Here is a 23,929-nt window from a genome sequence, read left to right on the forward strand (position 1 = left end):
CCGAAATCACGGCAGGGTGAAATCGAACCGGTAGGTCGCCGACAGACCGACCAGGACCTGGTTGCGGCTGCCGCGCTCGCGCACGAGGCTGGAATCTGCGGCCGGGCCAAGCAGGCGCTTGTATTCGGCGTAGGCGCTCGTTTCGAGCTTTTCCGTCGCCTGCCAGGTGATCGCCGCACCGACACCGGCCGAGCCGACGCCGCCATGCGGGTTGTAGGTGCTGAGGCCCGATGCCGCAGCCTCGCGGTCGTTCACGCCGTAATAGGCGCTGTAGTAGCCGCTGGTGGCAGCGCTCAGGCGCGGGCCGCCGGAGATGCGGACATTGCTGCTGACATCGGTAAAGGCATCGGCTGCGACGTCGGCCACGACGCCGTGGTGACTGCGAATACCCTGGCGGACTTCGGCGCGCACCCGCAGCCAATCGGTCGGATAGACTTCCGCGAAGCCGCCGAGCTCGCCGCCGAACTTGACGGGGTCGAGACCGCTCAGGTCACGCGACGTGCCAGCATCGCGTTCAAAGATCAGCTTGCCGACGAGGCCGGCGCGCAGACTGCCCTGATCGACCAAGGCATAGGACATGTTGTCGTTGCGCGAGGAAAAGCGGACGGTGCTGCCGCTCTTGCCGAGCGAGATCAGTGGCGCGGCCTGGAACATGCGCTTGGAAGCGCCTTCATACTTCGGGGCATAAAAGCCGGTAGCCCCGACCTTCAAATACCAGTCGCCGGACCAGAAATACTGGCCATCTCCGGCCAAGGCGGCATTCGCCGACAACAAGAGGGTTCCAGACAGGAGAGCGAGAGAACGGATACGCAAGAAACAACTCCGGAAGAATCATTCGCCGGGGCGAAGTTGACGGTGCTGCCCGGCCGAGGGAGGGATGTGGCCAGGAACGACACGAGGGCGAGTTATTGTGCCCTCTTCCTACGATTCCGTTAACCAGGTCAATTCAGCCTTCGTTTCCCATGCGCGCTCCCCTGCCCCGTCAGGCGGTCACTGTCCGAGGTAGGTCTTGAGATAGGCGCTCGGCGGGCTGCCAAGCATGCGGCGGAACATCGTCGTAAACGCCGCAACGTTCTCGTATCCGGCATCAAGCGCGACATTGGTAATCGGCTCGCCATCGGCGAGATGGGGCAGCGAGGCAAAGATGCAGGCCTGTTGCCGCCAGGTGACGAAGCTCACCCCGGTCTCGTTGCGAAAAAGCCGCGTGAACGATCGCCGGCTGAGGCCCATCCGGTCTGCCCATTGGTCGATGCTCGCTGCTGCCGACGGCGCCTGCAGGAACTGGCGGCAAAGCGATGCGAGCTTCTCGTCGCGGGGGAACGGCAGGCCGAGCGGCCTCTCCTTCAGCCGGCCGATTTCCTCGAGCAGCAGGTCCGTGATCAGTTGCTCGCGCCGCTCGGTCATCGTCTCGTTTTCGATGCTGACGAGGGCATCGACGAGGCTGCCGGCCAAAGGGTTGATTTCCATGACCAAAGGGCGCTCGGCGCGCAGGAGATCCGGGGCAAAATAGATCGAGTGCATCCGCACGTCGCTGATCATCTCGGCCGAGTGCTCCATGCCGGCAGGAATGAGCAGGGCATGGCCAGGCGGCACCATCCACCGCCCGCGCTCGGTGCGCATCAGCACGACGCCGCCGCGTGCCCACCAGAGCTGCGTGCGGGTATGGCTGTGGAATGGCACCAGCAGACCCGCATTGTAATCGCGCCCGAGCGCCAGCACAGGCGCATTCCCCGTCTCGACCCAATCGAGATTGCGGAAATGGTCTTCGTCCGGCAGTTGCGGCAGAGGAAATCGGCGGATCGGCATTTGGCCCACTCACGAAAGAAATCGACCACATCACAAAAGCAGGCCAATCGCAACCCAAGTAGAGAATAGCCCACGCCGCGCACAACCTTTTCAGACGGCAGGGAAACTTCCATGTCATCAGTGACTTCGACCACGGGAATCACCCCGGAAAAAACGGCCTTCTCCGTCATCCTCGCCGTCAGCTTCTGCCACATGCTGAACGACATCATGCAATCGCTGCTGACAGCGCTCTATCCGCTGCTCAAGGCGAACTATTCGCTCGATTTCGTGCAGATCGGCCTGTTGACCTTCACCTTCCAGCTGACGGCATCGATGCTGCAGCCGGCCGTCGGCATCATCACAGACCGATGGGCGCTTCCCTACTCGTTGCCGCTTGCAATGCTGTCGACCTGCAGCGGCCTGATCCTGCTTGCCAATGCGCACGACTTCTGGGTGCTGCTGACCGCAGCCAGCCTGATCGGCGTCGGCTCGGCGATCTTCCATCCGGAATCCTCCCGTATCGCGCGGCTCGCCTCGGGCGGTCGCCATGGCCTGGCGCAATCGCTGTTCCAGGTGGGAGGCAATGCCGGCAGTGCCATGGGACCGCTGCTCGCCGCCTTCATCGTCATCCCCTTCGGCCAGGGCAGCCTCAGCTGGTTCTCGATCGTCGCGATCATCGGCTTCTTCGTGCTCTCCTGGGTCAGCACCTGGTATGTTCGCCATCGTCGCACGACCATGAGCCGGCCGGCACCGAGCCGCGCGCTCCCGCTGCCGAAGGGCCGGGTCGTCTGGGCCGTTGGGGTCCTCGTGCTCTTGACCGCCACGAAGAACGTCTACATGGCGAGCATCTCCAGCTATTTCACCTTCTTCGTCATTGAGAAATTCGGCGTCGAGGTGCAGCAGGCCCAGCTCATGCTGTTCCTGTTCCTGGGGGCGGCCGCAGCCGGAACGTTCCTTGGCGGGCCTATCGGCGACCGCTACGGCGCCCGCTTCGTCATCTGGTTCTCGATCCTCGGCGTCATCCCCTTCGCGCTGATGCTGCCCTATGCGAACCTCTTCTGGACCTGCGTGCTTTCCGTCATCATCGGCCTGATCTTCTCGTCGGCTTTTTCGGCGATCGTGGTCTTTGCCCAGGAGCTGGTGCCGGGCCGCGTCGGACTGATCGCCGGCGTCTTCTTCGGCTTCGCCTTCGGTTTCGGCGGCATGGGCGCGGCCGTCCTCGGCATCTTTGCCGACCGGCAGGGCATCGAGTTCGTCTATACCGTCTGCTCCTATCTGCCGCTGCTCGGCATCCTCACCATCCTGTTGCCGAGGCTGCCGGCGAGATAGTTGTTTCCGGCAGAATTTTCGAACCAAATGTCGACCGGGCGCCGCATGCGGCGCCCGGTTTTTCGTTGCCTCGACGAAGGACAAACAGAACCCCCACGCCAGTCGCAGCCCTACGTAATCATTCATCAATTTTTGCGCGCTACGGTCGTCTATCGGGGCTTGGCAGGGGTGAAACTATGCAGGGGCGAACGGCGATTTCCGCCTTTCTGGCGACGTTGCTTCTTGCGACGGCGACAAAGGCCGAGACGCTCAATCTCCTGATCTGGGAATCCTACATCGACCAGAAGATCCTCGACCGCTGGACGTCGATCACAGGCGTCGCGGTGCACCAGGTCTATTACGACAGCGGCGATACGCGCGACGAGGTGCTGGCCGATCCGAACAGTCGGGTGGATCTCGTGGTCACGGGCGAAAACAGCGCCGCTCTCTTTGGCCGCAAGGGCGTTCTCGAAAAGCTCGACGAGACCAACGTCGCATCGCTCAGGGACTATGACGAAAGCTGGCGCAAGCGCTGCGCTGGCAGCGGCCTGCCCTATCTCTGGGGCACGATGGGTATCCTTTACCGATCGGACGTCGTGTCCGAAGCGCCGACGTCCTGGCAGGACCTGATGCGTCCGGCACCGGCGCTCGCCAAGCATGTGGCCATGTACGACGACCACAACGAGGCCTTCGTCGCGCCGCTCATGCTGCTTGGCCAATCGATCAACACCAATGACAGCAACACGCTGAAAGACGCCTTCACGATGATGAAGGAACAGGCGCCCTCTGTCCTCACCTATGAGTACATCATCAGCTCGATCCAGAACCCTGCCGTCAGCCGGGACATCTACATGGCGCTCGGCTATAGCGGCGACCAGCATGTGCTGAACGAAAAGGCCGGCACTCCTGATGTCTGGCGCTATGTGGTTCCCAAGGAAGGCACGCTCTCCTGGCTCGACTGCATGTCGGTCGTCGCCAAATCCCCGAACAAGGACCGCGCACTGGCGCTGCTCGACTATCTCGGCTCACCCGGCAGCGCGGCGGCGAACGCGCAGGCGCTCAACATGCCGACGGCAAGCAAGGCGGCGTTTGCGCTTCTCCCAGAAGCCATGCGCTCGGACCCGGCAATCTACCCTTCGCCCGAGATCCTGGCCAAGAGCCAGTACCAACAGGAACTGTCCACAGAGTCGGTGCAACTGCGCCGGCGCATCATCAGCACATTGGCGAATTTCCAGTGAACCTCGGCAAACGCGCGCTCATCCTGATCTTTCCCGTGGTGCTTGCCGGCTATCTGCTGGCGGCGGTCTCGGTCCACGTCACACAAAGTCGCTCCATCCGCGCGCTCGAACACGCCAAGCTGTCGCAGCGCCTGGAACATGCGGCGGCCGTCTTCCAGAACGAGATCGGCCGCAGCAAGGGCTTTCTGAACGCGCTGCTCAACGGCAATTCGCTGCGCCAGTATGTTTCGGAAACGGATGCCAGCTACCGGGCGAATGCGCTCGGCGTCCGGCTGCAGGAGAGCGTCAAGTCGTTGCTTGATGATCCGACCGGCTATGTGTCGCTCTCGCTTCTGAACGCCGATCTGAACTCCGAGTATTATTTCGAAAACAGCTGGGATCCCTTCGCCCAGATCGACGAGGCCCAGCTCAACCTCGCCCGACGGCTGATCCGCGAGGACAAGCTCGCAGACTGGACCTATCTCTACGAAGCCGGTCAGAGACCGCGCATCGTCTATTCCTTCTTCCTCGACCCGGTCGCCTTCACCCGCCCGCTGCCGAGCAAGAAATCAAGCGCGCTTCTCGTGCAGGTCGCAATCCAGCCGGACCGCTTCCTCGACATGCAGCAGGCGCTGAAGAAGGAGTATGGCTCCGACATCGTCCTCCAGCCCTGGCCGCTCGCGGTCACCGAGGACCTTTCGGCAAGCGTCTATCTCGGGCCGTCGCTCTATGCGACGCTGACCGTTCCGGACGACCATTTCGAAGCGCTGATGGCCCGGCAAAGGTTCCTGCTGGGGCTCGGTGCGGTCGCGCTCAGCCTGTTTTCGATCTGGCTGATCATCATGCTGATCCGCCGCTTCATCACCGATCCGATCGCGACCCTCGACGCCAATGTGATGGCGGTCATGGTCGGCGCACGCGACGAGATCCGCAACATGGAGGAGAAGGGCGAGATCGGGCGGTTGACGGAAAACATCCGTGAACTGCACCGCCAGTCGGTGCAATCCCTGAAGCTCGTGCAACGCAGTTCCTGGACCGATACGTTGACCGGGATCAGCAACCGCGGCCATTTCAACGCGCTTGCCGCCGGGGCCGTTCGCGAGGCGATCGCGGCCGGCGAAAAGTGCAGCCTGATGTTCATCGACATCGACAACTTCAAATTCGTCAACGACAAGCACGGCCACGAGATTGGCGACGAACTTCTGAAAACGCTGGCGACCCGCATCGCAGAACATGTCGACGTCATTACCGAGCGGCGCGGACAAAAACCCGCCATTCTCGCGCGCCTCTCCGGCGACGAATTCGCCGTACTGGTGCGCTCAAGACCCGGCGACGGCACGGTTCGGGAAATTTCGGGTGCCATCCTCTCGCTTTTCGAGGACGGTTTCGAGGTCACCGACAAGCGCTATCCGGTGACGGCCAGCATCGGCGCCGCCATCTGCCCTGACGACGCGACCAATCTTGCCGAGCTGATCTCCAATGCCGACGCGGCGATGTATCAGGCCAAGGTCAGCGGCAAGAACCGCTCCGCCCGCTTCTCGCGCGCCCTTCACGACAAACGCACGCGGCTGCGCCAGATCCAGGATGAGCTGCGTTCTCTCGATCCCGACGAACAGTTCCACCTCGTCTACATGCCGATGGTGAACACGGAAGGCCGTGTGACCGGCTGCGAAGCGCTGCTGCGCTGGTATTCGCCGGTCCTTGGCAACGTGACGCCTGACGAATTCGTGCCGATCGCAGAAAGCTCGGGGCTCTTCACCAAGATCGACTGGTGGGTGATCAACAAGGCGATGTCCGACTGCGGGCAGCTCAAGGCGCTCTTCGGCCCGGAAACGGTGCTGGCGATCAACATCTCCTCTGCCGAACTGCACTCCAAGGCGATTGCCGAGCATTTCTCAGACTGCCTGGAGCGGCACGGGATTGAAGCGCGTTCGATCGAAATCGAACTCACCGAGACCTTTGCCGTCAAGTTCAGCGACCAGCTTCGCCGTAACATCGATGCGTTGCGCCAAAGGGGTTTCCGCCTCTCGATCGACGATTTCGGCGCCGGCTACACCTCGGTCCAGCAGATCATCGAGTACACGGCCGACACCATCAAGCTCGACCGGGCGCTGGTGTCGAACCTGACTGCGTCGCAATCGCTGCCGGTGCTGAAAGCCCTGATCGCGCTTTGCCACGCCAAGGATGTTGCGGTCGTCGGCGAGGGAATCGACACGCCGGAGAAGCTTTCGATGCTGACAGCGGCCGGCTGCGACCTGTTCCAGGGCTACCTCATCAGCAAGCCGCTGCCGATCGACGATCTCGCCATCTGGGCCCTGACGCGCACCGCTCGCTATGCAAGCGACGAGAGTGATCGCGACATCCCGAACAGGCAAGCCATCGCCTGATCGACGCCAATCGAGCAGAATCACCCGCTTGAGGTCGGTTCCCCCTTGACCTAGCTGTCGCGTCGTCCTAACCGCAGCGCAGCAATTTCGGGATATCGGGGGCTGCAATGAAGGTTCTTCTGATCGGTTCGGGTGGGCGCGAACACGCGCTGGCATGGAAGATCGCACAGTCGCCGAAACTAACCAGGCTTTATGCCGCGCCGGGCAATCCCGGCATCGCCGAAGAAGCTGATATCGTTGCGCTCGACACGGACGACCATGCGGCCGTCGCGGACTTCTGCCGCGCCGAGGCGATCGACTTCGTCGTCGTCGGCCCCGAGGGGCCGCTCGTTGCCGGTCTTGCCGACGTGCTTCGCGCTGCCGGCATCGCCGTTTTCGGTCCGTCGGCCGCCGCTGCCCAGCTTGAGGGCTCCAAGGGCTTCACCAAGGATCTCTGCGCCCGCTACGACATCCCGACCGGTGCCTACGGCCGCTTCACCGATGCCGAAAGCGCCAAGACCTATGTGCGTGACCAGGGCGCACCGATCGTCATCAAGGCCGACGGGCTCGCCGCAGGCAAAGGCGTGACCGTCGCGATGACGCTCGACGAGGCGCTGGCCGCCATCGACGACTGCTTCTCCGGCGCCTTCGGTGCTGCCGGCGCCGAAGTGGTGGTCGAGGCCTATCTCGACGGTGAGGAAGCAAGCTTCTTCTGCCTGTGTGACGGCAAGACGGCTCTTGCTCTGGCGTCTGCACAGGACCACAAGCGCGTCGGCGACGGCGACACCGGGCCGAACACCGGCGGCATGGGCGCCTACTCGCCTGCCCCGGTCATGACGGCAGAGATGGTCGAACGCACGATGAAGGAGATCATCGAGCCGACGATGCGAGGCATGGCCGAAAGCGGCCACCCCTTCTCCGGCGTCTTCTTTGCCGGGTTGATGATCACCGCCAAGGGCCCGGAGCTCATCGAATACAACGTCCGCTTCGGCGACCCCGAATGCCAGGTGCTGATGATGCGGATGAAGAGCGATCTTCTACCACTGCTCCATGCGGCGGCAACCGGCACGCTTTCAGGCATGAACGCCGAATGGCGCGACGAGACGGCACTGACCGTGGTGATGGCCTCCAAGGGCTATCCAGCAAGCTACGCCAAGAACACGCCGATCAGCGCGCTTCCCGCAGCTTCTGCCACGACCAAGGTGTTTCATGCCGGCACAGCGATCAAGGACGGCGCGCTGGTTGCAACGGGCGGTCGCGTTTTGAACATTACCGCGACCGGCGAAACCGTAAGCGCCGCCAAGGACAGGGCCTATGCGGCGGTTTCGGCCGTCTACTGGGACAACGGTTTTTATCGGCATGACATCGGCTGGCGCGCGGTCGAGCGCGAGAAAGCCTGACGGGCTCGCAAGAGCATGTCGCGCGAAAGCGTGGCAGCGGTATCGCGATAACGACACGCGACAGATCGTGAGCTAAAGCGAAGGGGAGCGAATCTGAAAGATCGCGACGCGCTTTAGAGTTGCCGGATCATTCTATTTTTACCAATTCTCCTGACGGGAAAGTAAGGGAGAGTGCATATTCTCGCGCTAACAAATGCGGGAGAAAACCGATGCGCCTGTTGCTGATCACCACCGTCCTTGGACTTGCCGCCGGCCATGCTCAGGCGTCCTCGATCGAGGCGATTGCTTCCGGTACGACCGACAATGCCAGCGTTTCCGCTGTCTCCTGCGTCGGATGCCCGCCGCTGCAATCGAAAAAGAAGGTGACCTATGTGGTGCCGACGATCGCTGCGGGTGACGAGACGATCGAACTCAAGAAGATCAACGGCGAAATGAAGGTGGTGCGCACTGAGGCCTGGCTCGGTGGCTCGCCGGTGGTCTTCGTCAGCAAGCCTTCGCAAGATGTCGTCAAGGCGGCTGCCGCCGAGCGTGATCCGTCGCCGACGATCGCCGACGCGACGAACGCAAACGTCCAGAACGCCGAAGCTGACGGCCCCAAAATGCTTTCGATCGACGAGACGGCGAAGACCGCCGCGGTAAGCCCGATCGGTGCGTCTGTGGTCGCCGCTCCCGTGGTTGAAGAGGGCTCACAGCATTTTGATCCGTCCACCCTCGAACTTCGGCTAAACTGACCTTCTATCGGGAAAGTTCCCTGCCCCCCGTTCAGCCGTCCCCTGCATAAACGGCTGACGGGCGTTTCGCTGCACAGCGAGAGATTGCGCCCCTGATGAGAAGCGGGGGCGCAATCTTTTTAGGGCTCCTGCAAACCTTCGATCCGCGCGACCAGCGCCTCGATCTGCCTGTCCGAATAGACCTCTATGCCGTTGCCGACGAGAAGGGCAGCGGCAACGCCTGCGCCCGCATGGCGGGTTCCGGAAAAGCTGCCGTCATAGACGAAGCCCGAACCGCAGGACGGACTGCCATCGATCAGGAGTGCGAAACGGCAGCCCGTCTCCTTCGCCAGACGGAGAGCATTCTCGGCGGCCTCGACAAACTCCCCGGTTACATCGCGACCGTTGATCTCAACCACCTTTGCGCTGCCCGCAAGGACATCCTTGCCGACGGCGCCGTCGGCAATCTCGGCCGGCGGGCGCGGCACCGGCATGCCGGCGGACATCTCGGGACAGATGGTTACAAGGCGGCCCTCGGCGCGCCAGCGGTCAATCGCCGGATGCAGAAGCGGCTTCGACTGGCCGTCATAGCGGACGGCATGGCCCATGAGACAGGCGCTGACAAGGATTTTTGCGGGCATATGCCTCTGTACTCCGAGGCAACGCCGGTCATCAAGTGCCATCGTGACGCTGGCAAGAGGGCACCTCAGATCCAGCGGTCGTTTTCCGCGGTGCGCTCGCCGCCTTCGTGCCCGGTATTGATCGTGCCGCGCGGCTCGATCAGGAGCATCTTCACCTCACGTTCCGCGTAGGGCTTATGCTCGACGCCCTTCGGCACCACGTACATTTCTCCTGGACCGAGCGTGACGGATCCATCGCGGAAATCGATGCGCAGCGTGCCTTCGATGACGATGAAGGCTTCGTCGGTATCCTCATGGTCGTGCCAGATGAAATCGCCCTCGATGCGCACGATCTTGAACTGGTAGTCGTTGAGTTCGGCGATGACGCGCGGCTGCCATTGATCGCTGAAGAGCGCGAGCTTCTTGGCGAAATTGATCGGCGTGCGGGGTTTCGTGGCGTTGTCCATCAGCTGTCTCCATCGGCTTGATGGAGACAGCATATAGGGCACGGGCCAACGTCCCGCTTGAACGTTTGTGCAAGCGGGACCCCAGCATTTTTTAGACGGAAGCAGCGCCGCCTTAACCGGTGATCTTGGAGAAGTCCGCAACCGTGCCGGTGGCCGCGCGAATGAGACCGAGCAGCGCCAGGCGGTTCGCGCGGATCGCGGCATCGTCGTCATTGACCAGAACATCGTTGAAGAACTGGTCGACCGGCTGGCGCAACTTTGCCAGCGCTTCCATGGCCGAGCGGAAGTCTTCCTTGGCAATCGCGTCGCGCGCTTCACCCGAAGCGGCTTCGACAGCCCCATGCAGCGCCTTTTCGGCATCGAGGCGGAAGAGCCCGGCATCGACGGCTTCGGCGACGGTCGTGCCCTTCTTCTCCTCGGCAGCGAGAATCTGCGTGGCGCGCTTGCTGCCGGCGAGCAGGTTACGGCCTTCCTCGTCCGTGATGAAGGCTGTCAGCGCCTCGACGCGTCGAGCGATCATCAGCAGGTCGTCGGCATCGGCCGTTACGACCGCGTCGATGAGGTCGTGGCGGGCGCCGAGGTCGCGCAGATAGACCTTGAGACGGTCATGGAAGAAGGAGAGCAGATCAACCGAAACATCGGCCGAAAGTGCGGGCTTCTGCGCACGAATGGCGACAAGTGCCGTCTCGAAAGCAGGCAGCAGTGCCAGGCGCGCCTTGCCTTCCAGGATCAGGCGAACGACGCCCAAAGCTGCACGGCGCAACGCGTAGGGATCCTTCGACCCGGTTGGCTTCTCGTCGATCGCCCAGAAGCCGACGAGCGTGTCGAGCTTGTCGGCAAGCGCGACGGTGACCGAGACTGGATCGGTCGGTACGCGGTCGGACGGGCCCTGCGGCTTGTAATGGTCTTCGATCGCTTCGGCGACCGGCTGCTGCTCGCCCTGAAGCAGAGCGTACTTGTGGCCCATGATGCCCTGAAGCTCGGGGAACTCGCCAACGGCTTCGGTACGAAGGTCCGCCTTTGCCAGCACCACGGAACGGTCGACGAGCTTGGCGTCGGCGCCCGTGACCTTGGCAAGTTCGGCGGCCAGCGCCCGGATGCGGGCGACACGATCGCCCTGCGTGCCGAGCTTGGCATGGAAGGTGACGTTCAGCGCATCGAGCTTGGCCATGCGCTGGTCGAGCGGCTTCTTCAGATCGAGATCGAACTTCTTGGCTGACGCTTCCAGCGTTTCGAGGTCCGGCAGGTTGCCCTGGTCGCGGTGCCAGAAATGGGCGGCGTCCGAAAGGCGGGCTCGCACGACCTTGCCGTTGCCGTGCACGATTTCCTTGCCACCGTCCTTCGCCTCGATGTTGGAGACGAGGATGAAGTTGTTGGAAAGCGTGTCTGCACCCGGCGCGCGGGTGACGAAGCACTTTTGATTGGTCTTGATCGTCAGGCGGATGATTTCCGAGGGGATTTCGAGATAGGCTTCCTCGAAGCTGCCCATCAGCACCTGCGGCCATTCGACGAGGCCGGAGACCTCCTCGAGCAGGCCCTCGTCTTCGACCAGTTCCAGGCCGTTGGCGAATGCGACGTTGCGCGCATCGGCAAGGATCATTTCCTTGCGGCGCTCGCCGTCGAGAACGACCTTCGCCTTTTCCAGCTTCTCTGCGTAGTCGGCAAAGCGCCGGACTGTGATCGCTTCAGGTGCATGGAAGCGGTGGCCGTAGGTGACGTTCGAGGCAACGATGCCATCGACTTCGAACGGGATAACCTTGGTCTCCTCGGTTTCCGAACCGAAGGTGCAGACGATCGATTGCAGCGGGCGAACCCAGCGAAGCGCACCAGGCTTTGCGGAAGCAACGCCGGAGCGCATCGGCTTCGGCCAGGGGAAATTGCGGATGATGGCCGGCATTGCCTCGGCGACGATCTCTTCAGCCGCACGGCCCGGCTTGACGATGTGGGCGACGTAGAAGTCACCCTTCTTCGGATCGCTGTGGACATGCGCCTCGCTGATCGAGGAAAGGCCGGCGCCGCGCAGGAAGCCTTCGATTGCCTTCTCGTTGGCGTCGGTGCGCGGTCCTTTGCGCTCTTCGCGGATGTCCGCCGAGCGGGCGTTGAGGCCACGGATATCGAGCGTCAGGCGACGCGGCGTCCAGTATTCGCGCGCCCCTTCATAGGTCAGGCCCGCCTCGACCAATGCATCGGTCAGCAGCTTCTTGAGGTCGCCGGCCGCCTTGCGCTGCAGACGGGCGGGAATTTCCTCGGAGCGGAGTTCGATAAGAAGATCGGGCATGGGAGTGACTTTTTCTGTTCCAGACGGTTGCGGCGGACTTAGCAAGCTCTGGCAAAAATGTCACCAAGCCCGGCGATGAATTTGGCGCGATGCCTTCATTGGGGCTGGTTTTACCAGCCGCCACCACCGCCGCCGCCGCCACCGCCACCGGAGAAGCCACCACCAGTCGAAAATCCTGACGAAGACGACTTGGGCGGAGGCGGCAAGGACGAGGTCATGGTATCGGCCATGGAACCGGCAAAGCCGCCGATGCGGTCGCCGAAGGTGCTCGAGCCAAAGCCGTCGCCGTGGTACCAGCCGGGCTGATAGGCGGCTGCGGCCGCCGCTCCGGCAGCCGCAGCAAGCAGCCAGCGGTCGAAGGTCGCGGTCCAGGGCTTTTCGACGCCAAGCGCCACGGCATAGGGGAGCAAGGTCTCGAAATGGCGAGGCGACATTTCGGGCGCGCCCTGCATGTTCATCCGGTCTTTTTCAGCGAGCGTCATATACTGCCGGAGACCGTCGATACCGTCCATCATCCGAGTTCCGAGCGGCGTCGGCGCCCCCATCAGGAAGAAGAACAGCACGTTGGCGAGCACGATCGCGCCGATGACAAACAAGAGCGGCAGTTCGTCCGTTTCGGCGGCCGAATAGAAGACGGCGGCAAGAACCGCCGAGAAGACCGTGAAGGCGACGAAGCCGATGAAGGCGATCACCACGATCGACATGATCCGGCTCATCAGGCTCTTCTCGCGGCGTAGCGACTTGCCGAAGGAGACGGCGAGGATCGAGACGAAGAAGGCGATGACAACGGGAACGATCACCAGCGGCAGGCTGTCCTCGCTCAGATCGCCGAAGATGAACACCGCGGCGATTGCCAGCACCGACAGAATGACGCCGGCGACGATGTAGCCGCTGTTGGCGTGGTAGTACTTGCCGCGATGCTCGCGCTCCATGGCGTTGCGGAAATCAGCGCCGGTCGCCTGCACCCGGGTGCCATGGGCGCGGTCGATCGTGAGCTTGCCGCCAGCGGCGTTGACCGCCTTCATGACGGCCGCTTCGCCGGTCGGCAGCTTTTCACCGCTCCCGTTGCCGGTCGCGGCAATCACGATGGCGTTCTTCAGGTCTTCGAGCACCACGTGGCCCTTGACCGCCAGATTGAGGGCTGCTGCCGACAGCGCGGTCCAGCCTTCGCCCGAAAAGCCCTTGTTGTCGATGTAGTTGACGAGCGCCGGCGATATGCCCTCGGGCGGATCCCAGCGCGGCACCATGACGCCGCGGTCCGGGTCGCGCCCGACGCGTAGCCAGGCCTGACTGTAGTAGAGAAGAACGACGGCAAGTCCGGCTGCCGCAATGACGAGCGCCAGGTGGTCGCGCAGCCACCAGGCGTTCTCCTGGCTGGAGGACGGTTGATCGATGCTGCCTTTCGGCATCTTGATGGCGATGGTCAGGCCTTCGCGCGGGTCAAGCCGGCGGATGGTGGCAAAGAAGATCTCCCTGCCGTCACGTGACGCGCGGGCATCCTTGCCGGTCGCGCCGTAGCTGCCGGTGAAATAGTCGAGCGCCTCCGCCCTGACGCCCTCGGGCAACGTCACCGTGGCACTTGCCTCGTCGATCGGGAAATCCCATTCGGTGCCGGTGACGTTCCAGTAGAGTTCGTCGTGATCGTCGAAGAAGCGGATCTGGCGGCCCGTTTCGTAGGTGAACTGGAAGGTGTGTTCGCCCGGATCGAGAAAGACCTCGGACGAACCGGTATAAATGCGGACCCCGCCGCTGATCGTCTCGGTGCGATAAGGCTCTTCTTCACCGTCGCGTTCGACCGAAAGCAGCTTGAAGTCGACCTTGCTGCGCTTGCCCTTCGCGTCGGTAAAGGTCAGCGGTAGATCGCGATAGATGCCGCGACGGATCTTGTTTCCCTCGACCGTCGCCGTGATCGTCTCCGTCACCGTCATCGTGCCGTCCTTGGCGACGTCGATGACGGAGCGATAGGCGGAGAAGACCTCCTCCGCCCGCCCGATGCCCGCCGTTGCCAGCAAAAGAACCAGAACGGCGAATGCGGCAGCGAGACGGGCCATGCGGATCAAGCTTTCCTGTCGTTGACTTTCAAGGCACAGCGCCGGGCGTTACGGCCGGTCGCCGGTGAATTCGACCCCGAGCGAGGCGAGCGCATCCCAATAGGCCGGGTAGGTCTTGGCGACGCAGCCGGGATCCTCGATGGCGATGCCGTGGATCTTGAGGCCCGCGAGCGCAAAGCTCATGGCGATGCGATGATCGGCGAAGGTGTCGATCGATGCCGGCAGGGTCTGGCCGGCAAGGCCCGGATCGGAGGAGACGATCAGATCGTCGCCCTCCTCATGCGCCAAGCCCGGCCGGATCGCCGTCAGGCCCAGCGACAGTGCGCGCACGCGGTCGCATTCCTTGACCCGAAGGTTTGCAAGACCGACGAAGCGAACCGGCGTGTTGTTGAAGGCGGCGAGCACGGCGATCGTCGGGATCGCGTCCTGCATCTGCGAACCGTCGATGACGGCAGGCAGGTTCGGGAAGCTTGCGATCACCGCATGGGCGCGCGCGTCCGGCTGCGAGAAGGCCGTCGCGGGGACGCCAAGATCGATGGCGCCGCCGGTCAGGACTTCCGCTGCCCAGAGATAGGTTGCCGCCGACGCGTCGGGCTCGATAATGTAGTCGGCAGCCTTGTAGCCGGTCGGGGCAACCTGCCAGACGGACGGGCTTACCTGCTCGACTTCGGCGCCGAAGGCGCGCATGGCTGCAACCGTCAGGTCGATGTAACCGCGGGCGCCGATCTCGTCGCCGGCAAGCTCGATGCTGACCGGCCCCTTGGCGCCGGGTGCTGCCATCAAGAGCGCCGAGACGTATTGGCTGGAGAGACCGGCGTCGATGACGACACGGCCGACCGGGAAACCACCCGTGCCCTTGACAGTGACCGGCGGGCAGCCGGTTTCAGCGGTGACCTCGACGCCGAGCGCGCCGAGCGCTTCGACGAGCGGCTTTATCGGCCGCTTGCGCATGTGCTGATCGCCATCGACGACGACCGTGCCATCGACAAGGGCGGCGGCGGCCGTCAGGAAGCGGGTCGCCGTTCCGGCGTTGCCAAGGAACAAGGGGGCTGTCGGGGGCAACAGCTTTCCGGTGCCAGTGACGACGAAGGTCGTATCGTCCGGCTCGCTGACCTCGACGCCCATCGCACGCAAGGCTTCCGCCATGTAGCGGGTGTCGTCGCTCTTCAGTGCGCCCGTCAGCCGGCTCGTGCCTTTTGCGAGGCCGGCCAGCAGGAGCGCACGGTTGGTGATCGACTTCGAGCCCGGCGGGCGCACATGGCCGGTCAGCGGGTGGTCGGTCGGCAGGATGGTCAGCTTCTTCATGCTATCGGTGGTCATCGAATGGGTCTCTTGATGCGAATAGAGCCGCGGCGGGAGCCCGCGGCCGGAATGTTCGGCGCGACAGAAATCGCGGTACCGGGTGATCAGAACTTGACCTGCGGAACGGCGCGATCGGCTTCGTTGGTGATCTCGAAATAGCCGGCCTTGACGAAACGGAAGGCGTTGGCAATCAGGTTCGAAGGGAAACTCTCGACCTTGACGTTGAGATCGCGGGCAGCACCGTTGTAGTAGCGGCGCGACATCTGGATCTCGCCTTCGATCGTCTCCAGCGAGCGCTGCAGCTCGGCGAAATTCTCGTTGGCCTTGAGGTCCGGATAGGCTTCGGCCAGCGCAAACAGTTTGCCGAGCGCCTGGGACAGGGCTCCTTCGGCTTGCGCCCTGCCCTCGACATCACCCGCCGGCACTGCCTGCGCGCGGTTGCGCATGGCGATCACGTCTTCGAGCGTCGACTTCTCGTGCGCGGCATAGCCCTTCACGGTCTCGATCAGATTGGGAATGAGATCGGCACGGCGCTTGAGCTGCACGTCGATGCCTGACCAGGCTTCCTCGGCGACCTGCCGCGCCTTGACCAGGCCGTTATAGACGAAGACCAGATACAGGATAACGACGACGCCGATTGCCAGACCGATCATAGGGTACCCTCCAAAAAACTCGCGCAGAGATTAGCATTCGCTTCTCAGCTTCAAAGCGCTTTCTGCAGCATTTGCCCAGAGAAACGCACTCCTCCCCCAACGGCCATTCGCCCCGGTGAACACAGTGTTTCCCGCCGCGATACGCCTCGACGCCATGACATGGCGGATCCTGTTCCAATGGTAACGGCGGCCTGACGAACAATCAGCGATAGTCAACCTATCGAACAACACAGGACAGAAGTGAAGACCATGAAAACGCTCGCAACCCTCATCAACGTGATCGCCTTTACGGCGCTCTTCGTTGCCTATGCGAGCGCCCACTCTCCGGAACGGCCGAACGGTGTTCGCCGCGCTCTGCAGACATACTCCGGTCAGGTCTACACCGGCGCCTACCCCACAATGAAGCCCTATTGCAAGAACGACGTCGGAGCGACACGGATCATCTGACCGGTTCAGTGATCCGCGCAGCAATTGCTGCCGCCGCTTCGTCCGCACCGAGCGCCGTCACATCGATCTCAATCAGCAGATCGCTCTTGCCCCGCAACAGTCTGTGCACGTTCCGCAAGCCCAGAAGCACCTGTGGATCGGTGAGCTTGTGCTGCTTGGCGCGGCCGGCGCGCGTCAGCCGCTTGAGATTTTCCTCGACGTCACAATCGATGACGACCGCGACGAAACGGGCGCCACGCTGCCGCGCGAGTGCTGAACAGTCCTCGAAGGCACACGCATCGAAGGCATCGTCAGAGAGCGCATCGGTGAAGATGAACGACTGCTCCGACGCGGCCTGCGCCAAATGCTCGAAAACGCTCTTGCGCACAGCGGCTCGCAAAGAGCGATAGAGCGGGTCACCGCGCGCAAACAGCGCCTCGGCCGGATTGATCAGCGTGTGATTGTCCGCCAGTCGCGCGCCAAGGCTTTCGGCCAGATGGCGCGCGATCGTCAGCTTGCCTGAGCCCGGCCAGCCGTTGATGTGGACGACAAGGCTCGTTGGCTCAGGGGTCAAGCGGCATCCCGGTTGAGGTTCGCGCCGCCCGCATCGGTCAGGAGGAAGGCTTCGCCGCAGGCCTTTGCCAGCGTGCGCACGCGCAGGATGTAGCTCTGGCGCTCGGTGACCGAAATCACGCCGCGCGCGTCGAGCAGGTTGAAGACGTGGCTCGCCTTGATGCACTGGTCGTAGGCCGGAAAGACACACTTGTGCAGGTGGTTGTTGCTGTTGTCGCCCGGTGCGCCGGCGGCGAGCAGTGCCTGGCACTCGGCCTCGGCATCGATGAAATGCTGATGCAGAATGGCCGTGTTGGCATATTCGAAATTGTAGCGCGAATACTCCTGCTCGGCCTGCAGGAAGACATCGCCGTAGCTGATCTTCTCGTCGCCTTCGCGGCCGTTGAAGTTCAGATCGTAGACGTTGTCGACGCCCTGGACATACATGGCGAGGCGCTCGAGGCCGTAGGTCAGTTCGCCGGCAACTGGCGAGCATTCGATGCCGCAGACCTGCTGAAAGTAAGTGAACTGCGACACTTCCATGCCGTCGCACCAGCACTCCCAGCCAAGGCCCCAGGCGCCGAGCGTCGGGCTTTCCCAGTCGTCCTCGACGAAGCGGATGTCGTGCAGCAGCGGGTCGAGGCCGATTGCTTCCAGCGAGCCGAGATAGAGCTCCTGCAGGTTGGACGGGTTCGGCTTCAGGAGCACCTGGTACTGGTAATAGTGCTGCAGGCGGTTGGGGTTTTCACCATAGCGACCGTCGGTCGGACGGCGCGAGGGCTGGACGTAGGCCGCGCGCCACGGACGCGGCCCCAGCGCGCGAAGCGTCGTTGCCGGATGGAAGGTTCCGGCGCCCACTTCCATGTCGTAGGGCTGCAGCACCGCACAACCCTTGTCGGCCCAGTAATTGTGCAGTGTCAGGATCAGAGCCTGAAACGAGCGCTTCGGGTTCATATGATCGGGCAGAGTGGTCATGGTCGCGTCCGGATTTCTTGCAGAAAAATGTGCCGGACAGGTGCCATGCCTGATGACAGGGGTCAAGCGCTACGTCGCCTCGACGCCAGCAAGCACGGCTGCAAATGGTGAGCCTAGTGGCTCGACGTTGCGACGGCCTCCGAGAGCGTGACGCCGTGACCATCGGCGGAGGGAAAGGCGAGCACCCGACCGATCCGTACTGCGTCGATGAACCAGGGTGTCGACGTATAGCGCGCGATCTCCTCCATGCCACTGCCGGTGACGCGCAACAGCGCCGTGTGATCGGAGCGATGGGTCGCCACCATCGGGTGAGGCGCGAGAGCAGGCACCGGTAGCAACCGCATGAGGTCGCATGTGTCGTTCCGCACCTTGGGACTTGTCGAAGGGTCGGGATTGGCGGGATCGAGCACCGTGACACCGTCCCGATCGGAAAGGACGAGCCAGTCTCCTGCCGCTGCCAGTCCAAGGGCGCCCGGCGCTTCCGTGCGCGCCACCTCGCACCGCTTCTCGTCATAGCCAAGGAGCATGCAGTCGCGCAGGATCCAGAACCGTCCACCGGCCACAGCACAGCCCAGGATCTGCGGTCGCTCGCATCGTCTAAATCCGCTCGGCGCCTCGGCCTGAAGCTCGCGCAGCGGGAGGACGCCGTCATCGGTCCAGGCGAACAATTGGCCGAAAAACGGGATGACACCGCGAACTCCTGCCGCAGCCACCGCCCATGCGGCCGTTGGCCTTCGAGGATCCCTGACGTCGAACGCCTGGATCATGCCGGCCGTGACGGCAAGGAGGAGCGGCTTGCCCCTCAGCATCTGCTTGCCCAGCTGACGGCAGGCGCCCGGCAGCCCGATCTGCGCGCCCGGAAGCAGCCGCGTCTGGCGGATGATGACTTCGCGATCCGAGCGGATCCGGAGCGTCGGCGTGGCCGTTTGATCCGCGGGCGTTTCGGAGCGAACGGACACCGCCGGCCCGTCGCCGGCAAGGGTCTGAACCTGTCGCCCGACGCCCATCCGTCGAAACGTCAACGGTGCGCCCGATCCCGTGTGGGGGGCAATCAGAGACACGAGCGCCTCGCGACCGGCTGTGACCATCGCCGTGCCCAGAGCGACATTGCGTGTGCCGGCTATGCCAAGGCTTTCGCCCGCGGGCAAGCCACGCACCACGATCTGCCACAGGTAGATGCCGGGCGTTTCGAGGACCGGATTGATCGGCCATTCCAGCTCCTCGAAGATCCGATATTTTGGCAGATAGCACTCGTTGACGAACCGAAACTGGACTTCGCGGCCGAGCCTCTCCGCCTCCTCGGCGCTCAACACAGGTGGCGGAGCGACGCTGACGATGCGGATGCCGCCGTTCGTGCGCACGACAATCCGGCACGGATAGGGAGCGTTCCAATAGTCCTTGCTGAAATTCCAGATGGGCACGACGATGTTCAGCCAATGGCGATTGCCGCTGTCACGTTCGTATGTGACGGCGTTGCGGAAACTGTTGGTGGGATCGTCGATGATGTCGAAGCCGCACAGCTCCAGGAAAACCTGCTCGCCGGGCAGCGTCGCCTCAAGGTGAAAGAGCGCGCGCGCCGAAAGGACACGCGAGCATCGGCCGCCTCCACCCCAGCTCATCTCCGACACGCCAATGTCCGCCAGGGTCGGATAGCGACGCGCGGCGATGGCAAGGGTCCCGGCGGTGAGCAAGCCGCGTATCCCGGTGATCTGCTCGTCATCAACTGCGCGCGCCGTGGTGAGCGTCATGGTTCCGAACGTCGGATTGGTGCCGAGATCGATGATCTGGTCGCGGAAAAGGTGCTCTCCGTCCTCGTCGTCCTTGCTGAAACCGGTCGGTGGATCGGGTTTCGAGGAGGCGTCGAGCACCTGCGCCAAGGCGCCGATAAACGCAACGAAGGGCAAGAAACCGGCAAGATATTCCCCCTGGTTGACGTTCTGCTTGGTGAATTGCTCGGCACCAACGATCGGCCAGAAAAGCGCTGCCGTCGCGATGCAGCAGGTCGCGTCCCAAAAGTCGGGCGACACATCCACCCACACGTCCTGGTGCAGCGTGTTGGGCACCTTGACGGTCGTGTCCACGTCCAGCGTGATGTCGGCGTTGACGTCGATTTCCTTGGTGAAGCAGCGGCAGGCGTCGATGGAATCGGCATTGAACGACACGCTGACACGGCCAATGCCGCCATTATTGATCCAGGTGCCGGACGGCCCTGAATGAAGCCGCGTCTTGGTGGACCCGACAAAGCTCTCGCGGATCAGGGTCTGGACCTGATGGACGATCACATGCTGATCGACGAAAACGCTCCAGTGTTCGGCCGGCAGAAGATGGTCCGAGACGATACCGGCATAAAAACGGGTCCAATAGGAAAAAACCCGCGCCGGATCGCCTGTTTCGGTCCCCCAGGACGGCTGCCAGAACTCCATCCGGATGACGACCAGCTCGTCGCGAGAACCCAGCGTGAGATGGGAGTTGATCAATGGCAGCCCCCCGGGCAGCACCTGGGCGAGCACACCATCGATCGGCAGATCCACGCAGACGGTCGGAATGCGGTTTCCGATGGCCGCTTCAATGTCGGGCAAGCTGGGGTCCAGACCGGCATAACGAAAGCAAATCTGCCGCATCGATCCGCAACAGTCGGTCTCGAGGATGAAGACCAGATCCATGTGCAGCGGCACGATCGGGCCGAGCTTGCCGTTGGCGGCAACGAGCTCGTTCGTTCCGCACGTGTTGACGATCAGGTGCTGCGTGAGACGGATTGGCCTGATCGCCATGGGAGTGACGACGTTCGGCGCGCCGACATGGATGCACGCGTTGCCGTCTGACTTCTGGGAGCGACGAAGTTTTGTGTCGCCGAGCTCGTATCCGGTCACTCGCCAGAGCGTGTTGAGAAAGGAGAATTCGAACAACTGGCAGGCCAGTTTTTGCCGCATCTGTTCACGAAAGCTGGCAATCAGTGTCTTGCTGTCGATCTGCAGCTCGATGATCATCACGGCGACCCTCGTAAAGTGGGCCGGCGCCGACAGGGCACCAGGCGTGGCAATGCCGCGCGACCCAACAATTGCAGGTGATCCGAGGACCACGGCCGCAATCACCGCAGGTCTCCGGACGCGATACGCTATGCTCTCTTCGTGTGCTTAAACCAGTCGCATGCCGAGCCCGAGGCATCGGGCTACCCCTTCATCCGCTGACAGCAATTGCCGACAGCGCGATTGGCTACAATTCGCCGACTGTATCATCGAAGTTGGGTTTCTGCCATTGCAGCGCACCTTCCTGCACTTTGGCACAGGCCGCACGGCAGGCTAGATCTCGAACGCCCACGTCGGGCTTGGCCTAAGCGAGGGCGAGCCCTCAAGGTTCCGCAGCTATTCGTCGTCCCGCTTCAGCCGGTATTCACCTGTCTCCGGATCCTGAACCAGCGTCCCTTGCGCACCGGTCTGCTCTTGACGGCGCGCCTGTTCGCGCTGCCGCGTCAGCCGTTGGGCATCTGCCACGAACTTGCGATAGCCGATCCAGAAGATGAAACCTGCGATCAGGAGCAGGATAAGCTGCGGCATTTTTCCTCCAAGCGCGCGCGGGCGAGACGCTCTGTCTTATTGCTCTGCTCAATTGCGGACGCGAGCGCCGTGCACTTTCGCTGAAAATACTCGGGGCTCAAAGCCCGAACCGCGCCCACAATGCCCTCTCCTCGATTGCTTCGGCAAGTCCCGCCGCTGCCGACGCCGCCAGGGGTGCGGCAATGGCGCCGGCGACGGCTGTACCGGCCTGCCGGCGGCCAAAGAGGCTTCGCACCGGCTGGATGAGTTCGAGCCGCGCCTTGTCACCGTAGCGCTTCTTCACTTCACCGCGCAGGTCGCCGAGACCGTCGATGAGGCCCAGCTCCAACCCGCGCCGACCGGTCCAGAAGAGACCGGAGAATATACCCGGATCGTCGGCGAGCATCTGTCCGCGCCGCGCCTTCACCATCTGGATGAAGGTATCATGGATATCGAGCTGCAAGTCCTTCAGGAATGCGATGTCGCCTTCCTTTTCCGGCTGGAACGGATCGAGCATCACCTTGTTCTCGCCCGCGGTATAAACGCGGCGCTCGACACCGATCTTTTTCAGCAGTTCCGGGAAACCGAAGCCGCCGGAAACGACGCCGATCGAGCCGACGATTGAGGTCGGATCGGCAATGATTTCGTCACCGGCAAGGGCAATCATGTAACCGCCGGAGGCAGCGACGTCCTCGACGAAAATCAGAACCCGCTTCTTCTTCTCCTGAGCGAGATCGCGGATGCGCTGATAGATCAGGCGGGACTGCACCGGGGAGCCGCCAGGCGAATTGATGGAAATGGCGACTGCGGGCGCCTCCTTCACCGCGAAGGCCTTTTCAAGCAGCGGTGCCGCCGTCGCGAGATTGAGGGCCGGCCGAAACTGCCCGCCGCCAGCCATGATCGCGCCGTGAAGCCGAACGACCGGGATCGTCACGCCTTCCTTGCGAAAACGCTTGGGCAAAACCCGTCTCAGGAACGCCTTCATTTCAACTCCTGCCTGCTTGATCACCATGACTTGGATGGGCGCGGAAAACCGCACGCAGTATTCCTCAGCCCGCTCCGATGACCAAGTGGCCATCGCCCGTCCATGCCATGTATGCACTGGCGCGGCAAACACAATGCCACATACGGTAAATCAGCACCGACGGTAGGCGGCGCGACCGTTGTTGAGATCGTCGACGTGATCGGCGAAGCGATGCCCCTCCTCGTGCATGACGAGCGGCGCGCGCAGGACCAGCCGCTTGCGGCTCTGCTTGATGGCGGTCACCAGGATGCGTACGGCGTTTTCGCCGACCCGCGGGTGAAGCGCCGTGACTTCGATACCGCCGAAGCGGCGGCCGCAGGCAGCGACAATCTCGGCGATCGATTCGGGGCGAGCGATCAGCGACAGTTGCCCGCCCGGCTTCATGATTGCACCGGCCGTTTTTACCCAGACCTCGAACAACCCGTCGCTCATCGCATGCGCCTCGGCCTTGAGGCTATCGGGCGTCTTGCGGTCGGACGCGTCGTTGAAGGGCGGGTTCATGATCACGTGATCGAAACTGTCGTCCGCAAGACCGGCTGCGACACGGGCCTTGCCGGCAAGTGAAACGTCGGCCTCCAACACGGAGACCCGCGACGCGAAACGGGCGTTTTCGGCAAGCGCGAGACTGCGACGGGCGAACTCGGCCATGACCGGTGAGCGCTCGACAAGCACCACCTCGGCGCCCTCGATGCGGGAGGCGACTGCCATGCCGGCGGCACCCGCACCGGCGCCGAGGTCGGCGACGCGACAGGCGCGATCCGCAAAGACAAGGGACGCCAGCAGCATCGCGTCCATGCCGGAACGGTGACCCTGCCCAAGCGGCTGCACCACATGGAACCTGCCGCGATGAAAGGCGTCGATGGTTTCGGTCGCGGCAGTCGTCATGGGGGCAGAGCTCAAGGCCGCAACTCCGCCTCTAGCCCGGCGTCGATGAGGATCCGGCGCGCCGCGTCGGCATCTTCTTCCGCGACCAGAAAACGGCGGGGCAAGAGGCCGAGCGAGCCTTCGAGAATGCTCATCCCCTGGTCGGCGATCAGGCTTGCGATGCCGGCGTCCTTCATCAGGCTCTCGGCAAAGGAGAGCACGACAGCATCGTTGGTACGGATCAGTTCCTTCATCCGGCGGTTTTTCCTGTCCTATTTCAGCAAGCGGGACAATTCGCCTCTTGCCGCACGGGACACCCCTTCCTATTGTCGAAAGCGACAATGAAAACAGGAGTCCCGGTGTGGGCGTAGTGATACCGCTGGAAGACAGCAAAAACA

Annotated in this window: 21 protein-coding genes; 6 read left to right on the forward strand and 15 right to left on the reverse strand. The window is 63.0% G+C overall.

Annotated elements, in window-relative coordinates; genetic code table 11:
• Positions 1-6: 6 nt before the first annotated feature.
• Both VGO04_RS00870 and VGO04_RS00875 read right to left on the reverse strand, forming a co-directional pair.
• A complete protein-coding gene (locus tag VGO04_RS00870; protein ID WP_327494068.1) occupies positions 7-813 on the reverse strand; it encodes a MipA/OmpV family protein in 807 nt (268 codons plus the stop codon).
• Between the two features lie 177 nt (positions 814-990).
• A complete protein-coding gene (locus VGO04_RS00875; protein ID WP_327494069.1) occupies positions 991-1,806 on the reverse strand; it encodes a helix-turn-helix transcriptional regulator in 816 nt (271 codons plus the stop codon).
• Between the two features lie 111 nt (positions 1,807-1,917).
• Here VGO04_RS00875 and VGO04_RS00880 point away from each other — a divergent pair, with 111 nt between their 5' ends.
• From VGO04_RS00880 to VGO04_RS00900, 5 genes are all read left to right on the forward strand, one after another.
• The gene (locus VGO04_RS00880; RefSeq protein ID WP_327494070.1) at positions 1,918-3,114 is read left to right on the forward strand and encodes an MFS transporter; all 1,197 of its coding nucleotides are present in this window, start codon (positions 1,918-1,920) and stop codon (positions 3,112-3,114) included.
• Between the two features lie 176 nt (positions 3,115-3,290).
• On the forward strand, positions 3,291-4,331 hold the full coding sequence (locus VGO04_RS00885; protein WP_327494071.1) for a spermidine/putrescine ABC transporter substrate-binding protein: 1,041 nt from the start codon (positions 3,291-3,293) through the stop codon (positions 4,329-4,331).
• A complete protein-coding gene (locus VGO04_RS00890; RefSeq protein WP_327494073.1) occupies positions 4,328-6,697 on the forward strand; it encodes a putative bifunctional diguanylate cyclase/phosphodiesterase in 2,370 nt (789 codons plus the stop codon). The genes VGO04_RS00885 and VGO04_RS00890 overlap by 4 nt, the downstream gene beginning before the upstream one ends.
• A 107-nt stretch (positions 6,698-6,804) precedes the next feature.
• A complete protein-coding gene (gene purD, locus VGO04_RS00895) occupies positions 6,805-8,076 on the forward strand; it encodes a phosphoribosylamine--glycine ligase (protein WP_327494074.1) in 1,272 nt (423 codons plus the stop codon).
• A 209-nt stretch (positions 8,077-8,285) separates the two neighbouring features.
• A complete protein-coding gene (locus VGO04_RS00900; protein ID WP_327494075.1) occupies positions 8,286-8,807 on the forward strand; it encodes a plant virulence effector HPE1-like domain-containing protein in 522 nt (173 codons plus the stop codon).
• A gap of 119 nt (positions 8,808-8,926) precedes the next feature.
• Here VGO04_RS00900 and VGO04_RS00905 read toward each other — a convergent pair whose 3' ends face one another.
• The 6 genes from VGO04_RS00905 to VGO04_RS00930 all read right to left on the reverse strand — a co-directional run bounded on the left by VGO04_RS00905 (position 8,927) and on the right by VGO04_RS00930 (position 16,157).
• Complete coding sequence (locus VGO04_RS00905; protein WP_327494076.1) at positions 8,927-9,427, reverse strand: DUF523 domain-containing protein; 501 nt, start codon at positions 9,425-9,427, stop codon at positions 8,927-8,929.
• A gap of 65 nt (positions 9,428-9,492) precedes the next feature.
• Complete coding sequence (locus tag VGO04_RS00910; RefSeq protein WP_327494077.1) at positions 9,493-9,873, reverse strand: cupin domain-containing protein; 381 nt, start codon at positions 9,871-9,873, stop codon at positions 9,493-9,495.
• 112 nt (positions 9,874-9,985) lie between these two features.
• Positions 9,986-12,151, reverse strand: coding sequence for a glycine--tRNA ligase subunit beta (gene glyS / locus VGO04_RS00915; protein WP_327494078.1), 2,166 nt, complete (start codon positions 12,149-12,151; stop codon positions 9,986-9,988).
• A gap of 110 nt (positions 12,152-12,261) precedes the next feature.
• The gene (locus VGO04_RS00920) at positions 12,262-14,202 is read right to left on the reverse strand and encodes a DUF2207 domain-containing protein (RefSeq protein ID WP_327494079.1); all 1,941 of its coding nucleotides are present in this window, start codon (positions 14,200-14,202) and stop codon (positions 12,262-12,264) included.
• A gap of 48 nt (positions 14,203-14,250) precedes the next feature.
• The gene (locus VGO04_RS00925) at positions 14,251-15,522 is read right to left on the reverse strand and encodes a 3-phosphoshikimate 1-carboxyvinyltransferase (RefSeq protein WP_327494080.1); all 1,272 of its coding nucleotides are present in this window, start codon (positions 15,520-15,522) and stop codon (positions 14,251-14,253) included.
• Positions 15,523-15,608: 86 nt separating this feature from the next.
• The gene (locus VGO04_RS00930) at positions 15,609-16,157 is read right to left on the reverse strand and encodes a LemA family protein (protein ID WP_327494081.1); all 549 of its coding nucleotides are present in this window, start codon (positions 16,155-16,157) and stop codon (positions 15,609-15,611) included.
• Between the two features lie 249 nt (positions 16,158-16,406).
• On the opposite strand from VGO04_RS00930, the gene VGO04_RS00935 reads away from it, so the two are divergent.
• A complete protein-coding gene (locus VGO04_RS00935) occupies positions 16,407-16,604 on the forward strand; it encodes a hypothetical protein (protein WP_327494082.1) in 198 nt (65 codons plus the stop codon).
• Here the strand turns inward: VGO04_RS00935 and VGO04_RS00940 are convergent.
• From VGO04_RS00940 to VGO04_RS00970, 7 genes are all read right to left on the reverse strand, one after another.
• Positions 16,597-17,157, reverse strand: coding sequence for an AAA family ATPase (locus VGO04_RS00940; RefSeq protein ID WP_327494083.1), 561 nt, complete (start codon positions 17,155-17,157; stop codon positions 16,597-16,599). The two genes, VGO04_RS00935 and VGO04_RS00940, sit on opposite strands and share 8 nt — an antisense overlap.
• Positions 17,154-18,089 (reverse strand): glycine--tRNA ligase subunit alpha, encoded by a 936-nt coding sequence (locus tag VGO04_RS00945; protein ID WP_414650494.1) that lies wholly within the window; start codon positions 18,087-18,089, stop codon positions 17,154-17,156. The genes VGO04_RS00940 and VGO04_RS00945 overlap by 4 nt, the downstream gene beginning before the upstream one ends.
• Positions 18,090-18,223: 134 nt before the next feature.
• Complete coding sequence (locus VGO04_RS00950; RefSeq protein WP_327494085.1) at positions 18,224-21,100, reverse strand: hypothetical protein; 2,877 nt, start codon at positions 21,098-21,100, stop codon at positions 18,224-18,226.
• A gap of 372 nt (positions 21,101-21,472) precedes the next feature.
• On the reverse strand, positions 21,473-21,664 hold the full coding sequence (locus VGO04_RS00955) for a hypothetical protein (RefSeq protein ID WP_327494086.1): 192 nt from the start codon (positions 21,662-21,664) through the stop codon (positions 21,473-21,475).
• A 97-nt stretch (positions 21,665-21,761) separates the two neighbouring features.
• A complete protein-coding gene (locus VGO04_RS00960; protein WP_327494087.1) occupies positions 21,762-22,628 on the reverse strand; it encodes a S49 family peptidase in 867 nt (288 codons plus the stop codon).
• 150 nt (positions 22,629-22,778) lie between these two features.
• Positions 22,779-23,552 (reverse strand): tRNA1(Val) (adenine(37)-N6)-methyltransferase, encoded by a 774-nt coding sequence (locus tag VGO04_RS00965; RefSeq protein ID WP_327494091.1) that lies wholly within the window; start codon positions 23,550-23,552, stop codon positions 22,779-22,781.
• Between the two features lie 11 nt (positions 23,553-23,563).
• Positions 23,564-23,785 (reverse strand): DUF2007 domain-containing protein, encoded by a 222-nt coding sequence (locus tag VGO04_RS00970; protein WP_034801069.1) that lies wholly within the window; start codon positions 23,783-23,785, stop codon positions 23,564-23,566.
• Positions 23,786-23,929 lie beyond the last annotated feature (144 nt).

Source organism: Ensifer sp., assembly GCF_035999185.1.
GTDB lineage: Bacteria > Pseudomonadota > Alphaproteobacteria > Rhizobiales > Rhizobiaceae > Ensifer.

What these genes read in the sequence shown, in the direction of transcription:
- VGO04_RS00900 (WP_327494075.1), top strand. Translation starts at nt 8,286, where the DNA reads ATGCGCCTGTTGCTGATCACCACCGTCCTTGGACTTGCCGCCGGCCAT.
- purD (WP_327494074.1), top strand. Translation starts at nt 6,805, where the DNA reads ATGAAGGTTCTTCTGATCGGTTCGGGTGGGCGCGAACACGCGCTGGCA.
- VGO04_RS00910 (WP_327494077.1), bottom strand. Translation starts at nt 9,873, where the DNA reads ATGGACAACGCCACGAAACCCCGCACGCCGATCAATTTCGCCAAGAAG.
- VGO04_RS00875 (WP_327494069.1), bottom strand. Translation starts at nt 1,806, where the DNA reads ATGCCGATCCGCCGATTTCCTCTGCCGCAACTGCCGGACGAAGACCAT.
- VGO04_RS00880 (WP_327494070.1), top strand. Translation starts at nt 1,918, where the DNA reads ATGTCATCAGTGACTTCGACCACGGGAATCACCCCGGAAAAAACGGCC.
- VGO04_RS00930 (WP_327494081.1), bottom strand. Translation starts at nt 16,157, where the DNA reads ATGATCGGTCTGGCAATCGGCGTCGTCGTTATCCTGTATCTGGTCTTC.
- VGO04_RS00905 (WP_327494076.1), bottom strand. Translation starts at nt 9,427, where the DNA reads ATGCCCGCAAAAATCCTTGTCAGCGCCTGTCTCATGGGCCATGCCGTC.
- VGO04_RS00960 (WP_327494087.1), bottom strand. Translation starts at nt 22,628, where the DNA reads ATGAAGGCGTTCCTGAGACGGGTTTTGCCCAAGCGTTTTCGCAAGGAA.
- VGO04_RS00945 (WP_414650494.1), bottom strand. Translation starts at nt 18,089, where the DNA reads ATGAACCCGAAGCGCTCGTTTCAGGCTCTGATCCTGACACTGCACAAT.
- VGO04_RS00970 (WP_034801069.1), bottom strand. Translation starts at nt 23,785, where the DNA reads ATGAAGGAACTGATCCGTACCAACGATGCTGTCGTGCTCTCCTTTGCC.
- VGO04_RS00885 (WP_327494071.1), top strand. Translation starts at nt 3,291, where the DNA reads ATGCAGGGGCGAACGGCGATTTCCGCCTTTCTGGCGACGTTGCTTCTT.
- VGO04_RS00955 (WP_327494086.1), bottom strand. Translation starts at nt 21,664, where the DNA reads ATGCCGCAGCTTATCCTGCTCCTGATCGCAGGTTTCATCTTCTGGATC.
- VGO04_RS00920 (WP_327494079.1), bottom strand. Translation starts at nt 14,202, where the DNA reads ATGGCCCGTCTCGCTGCCGCATTCGCCGTTCTGGTTCTTTTGCTGGCA.
- VGO04_RS00965 (WP_327494091.1), bottom strand. Translation starts at nt 23,552, where the DNA reads ATGACGACTGCCGCGACCGAAACCATCGACGCCTTTCATCGCGGCAGG.
- VGO04_RS00925 (WP_327494080.1), bottom strand. Translation starts at nt 15,522, where the DNA reads ATGACCACCGATAGCATGAAGAAGCTGACCATCCTGCCGACCGACCAC.
- VGO04_RS00935 (WP_327494082.1), top strand. Translation starts at nt 16,407, where the DNA reads ATGAAAACGCTCGCAACCCTCATCAACGTGATCGCCTTTACGGCGCTC.
- glyS (WP_327494078.1), bottom strand. Translation starts at nt 12,151, where the DNA reads ATGCCCGATCTTCTTATCGAACTCCGCTCCGAGGAAATTCCCGCCCGT.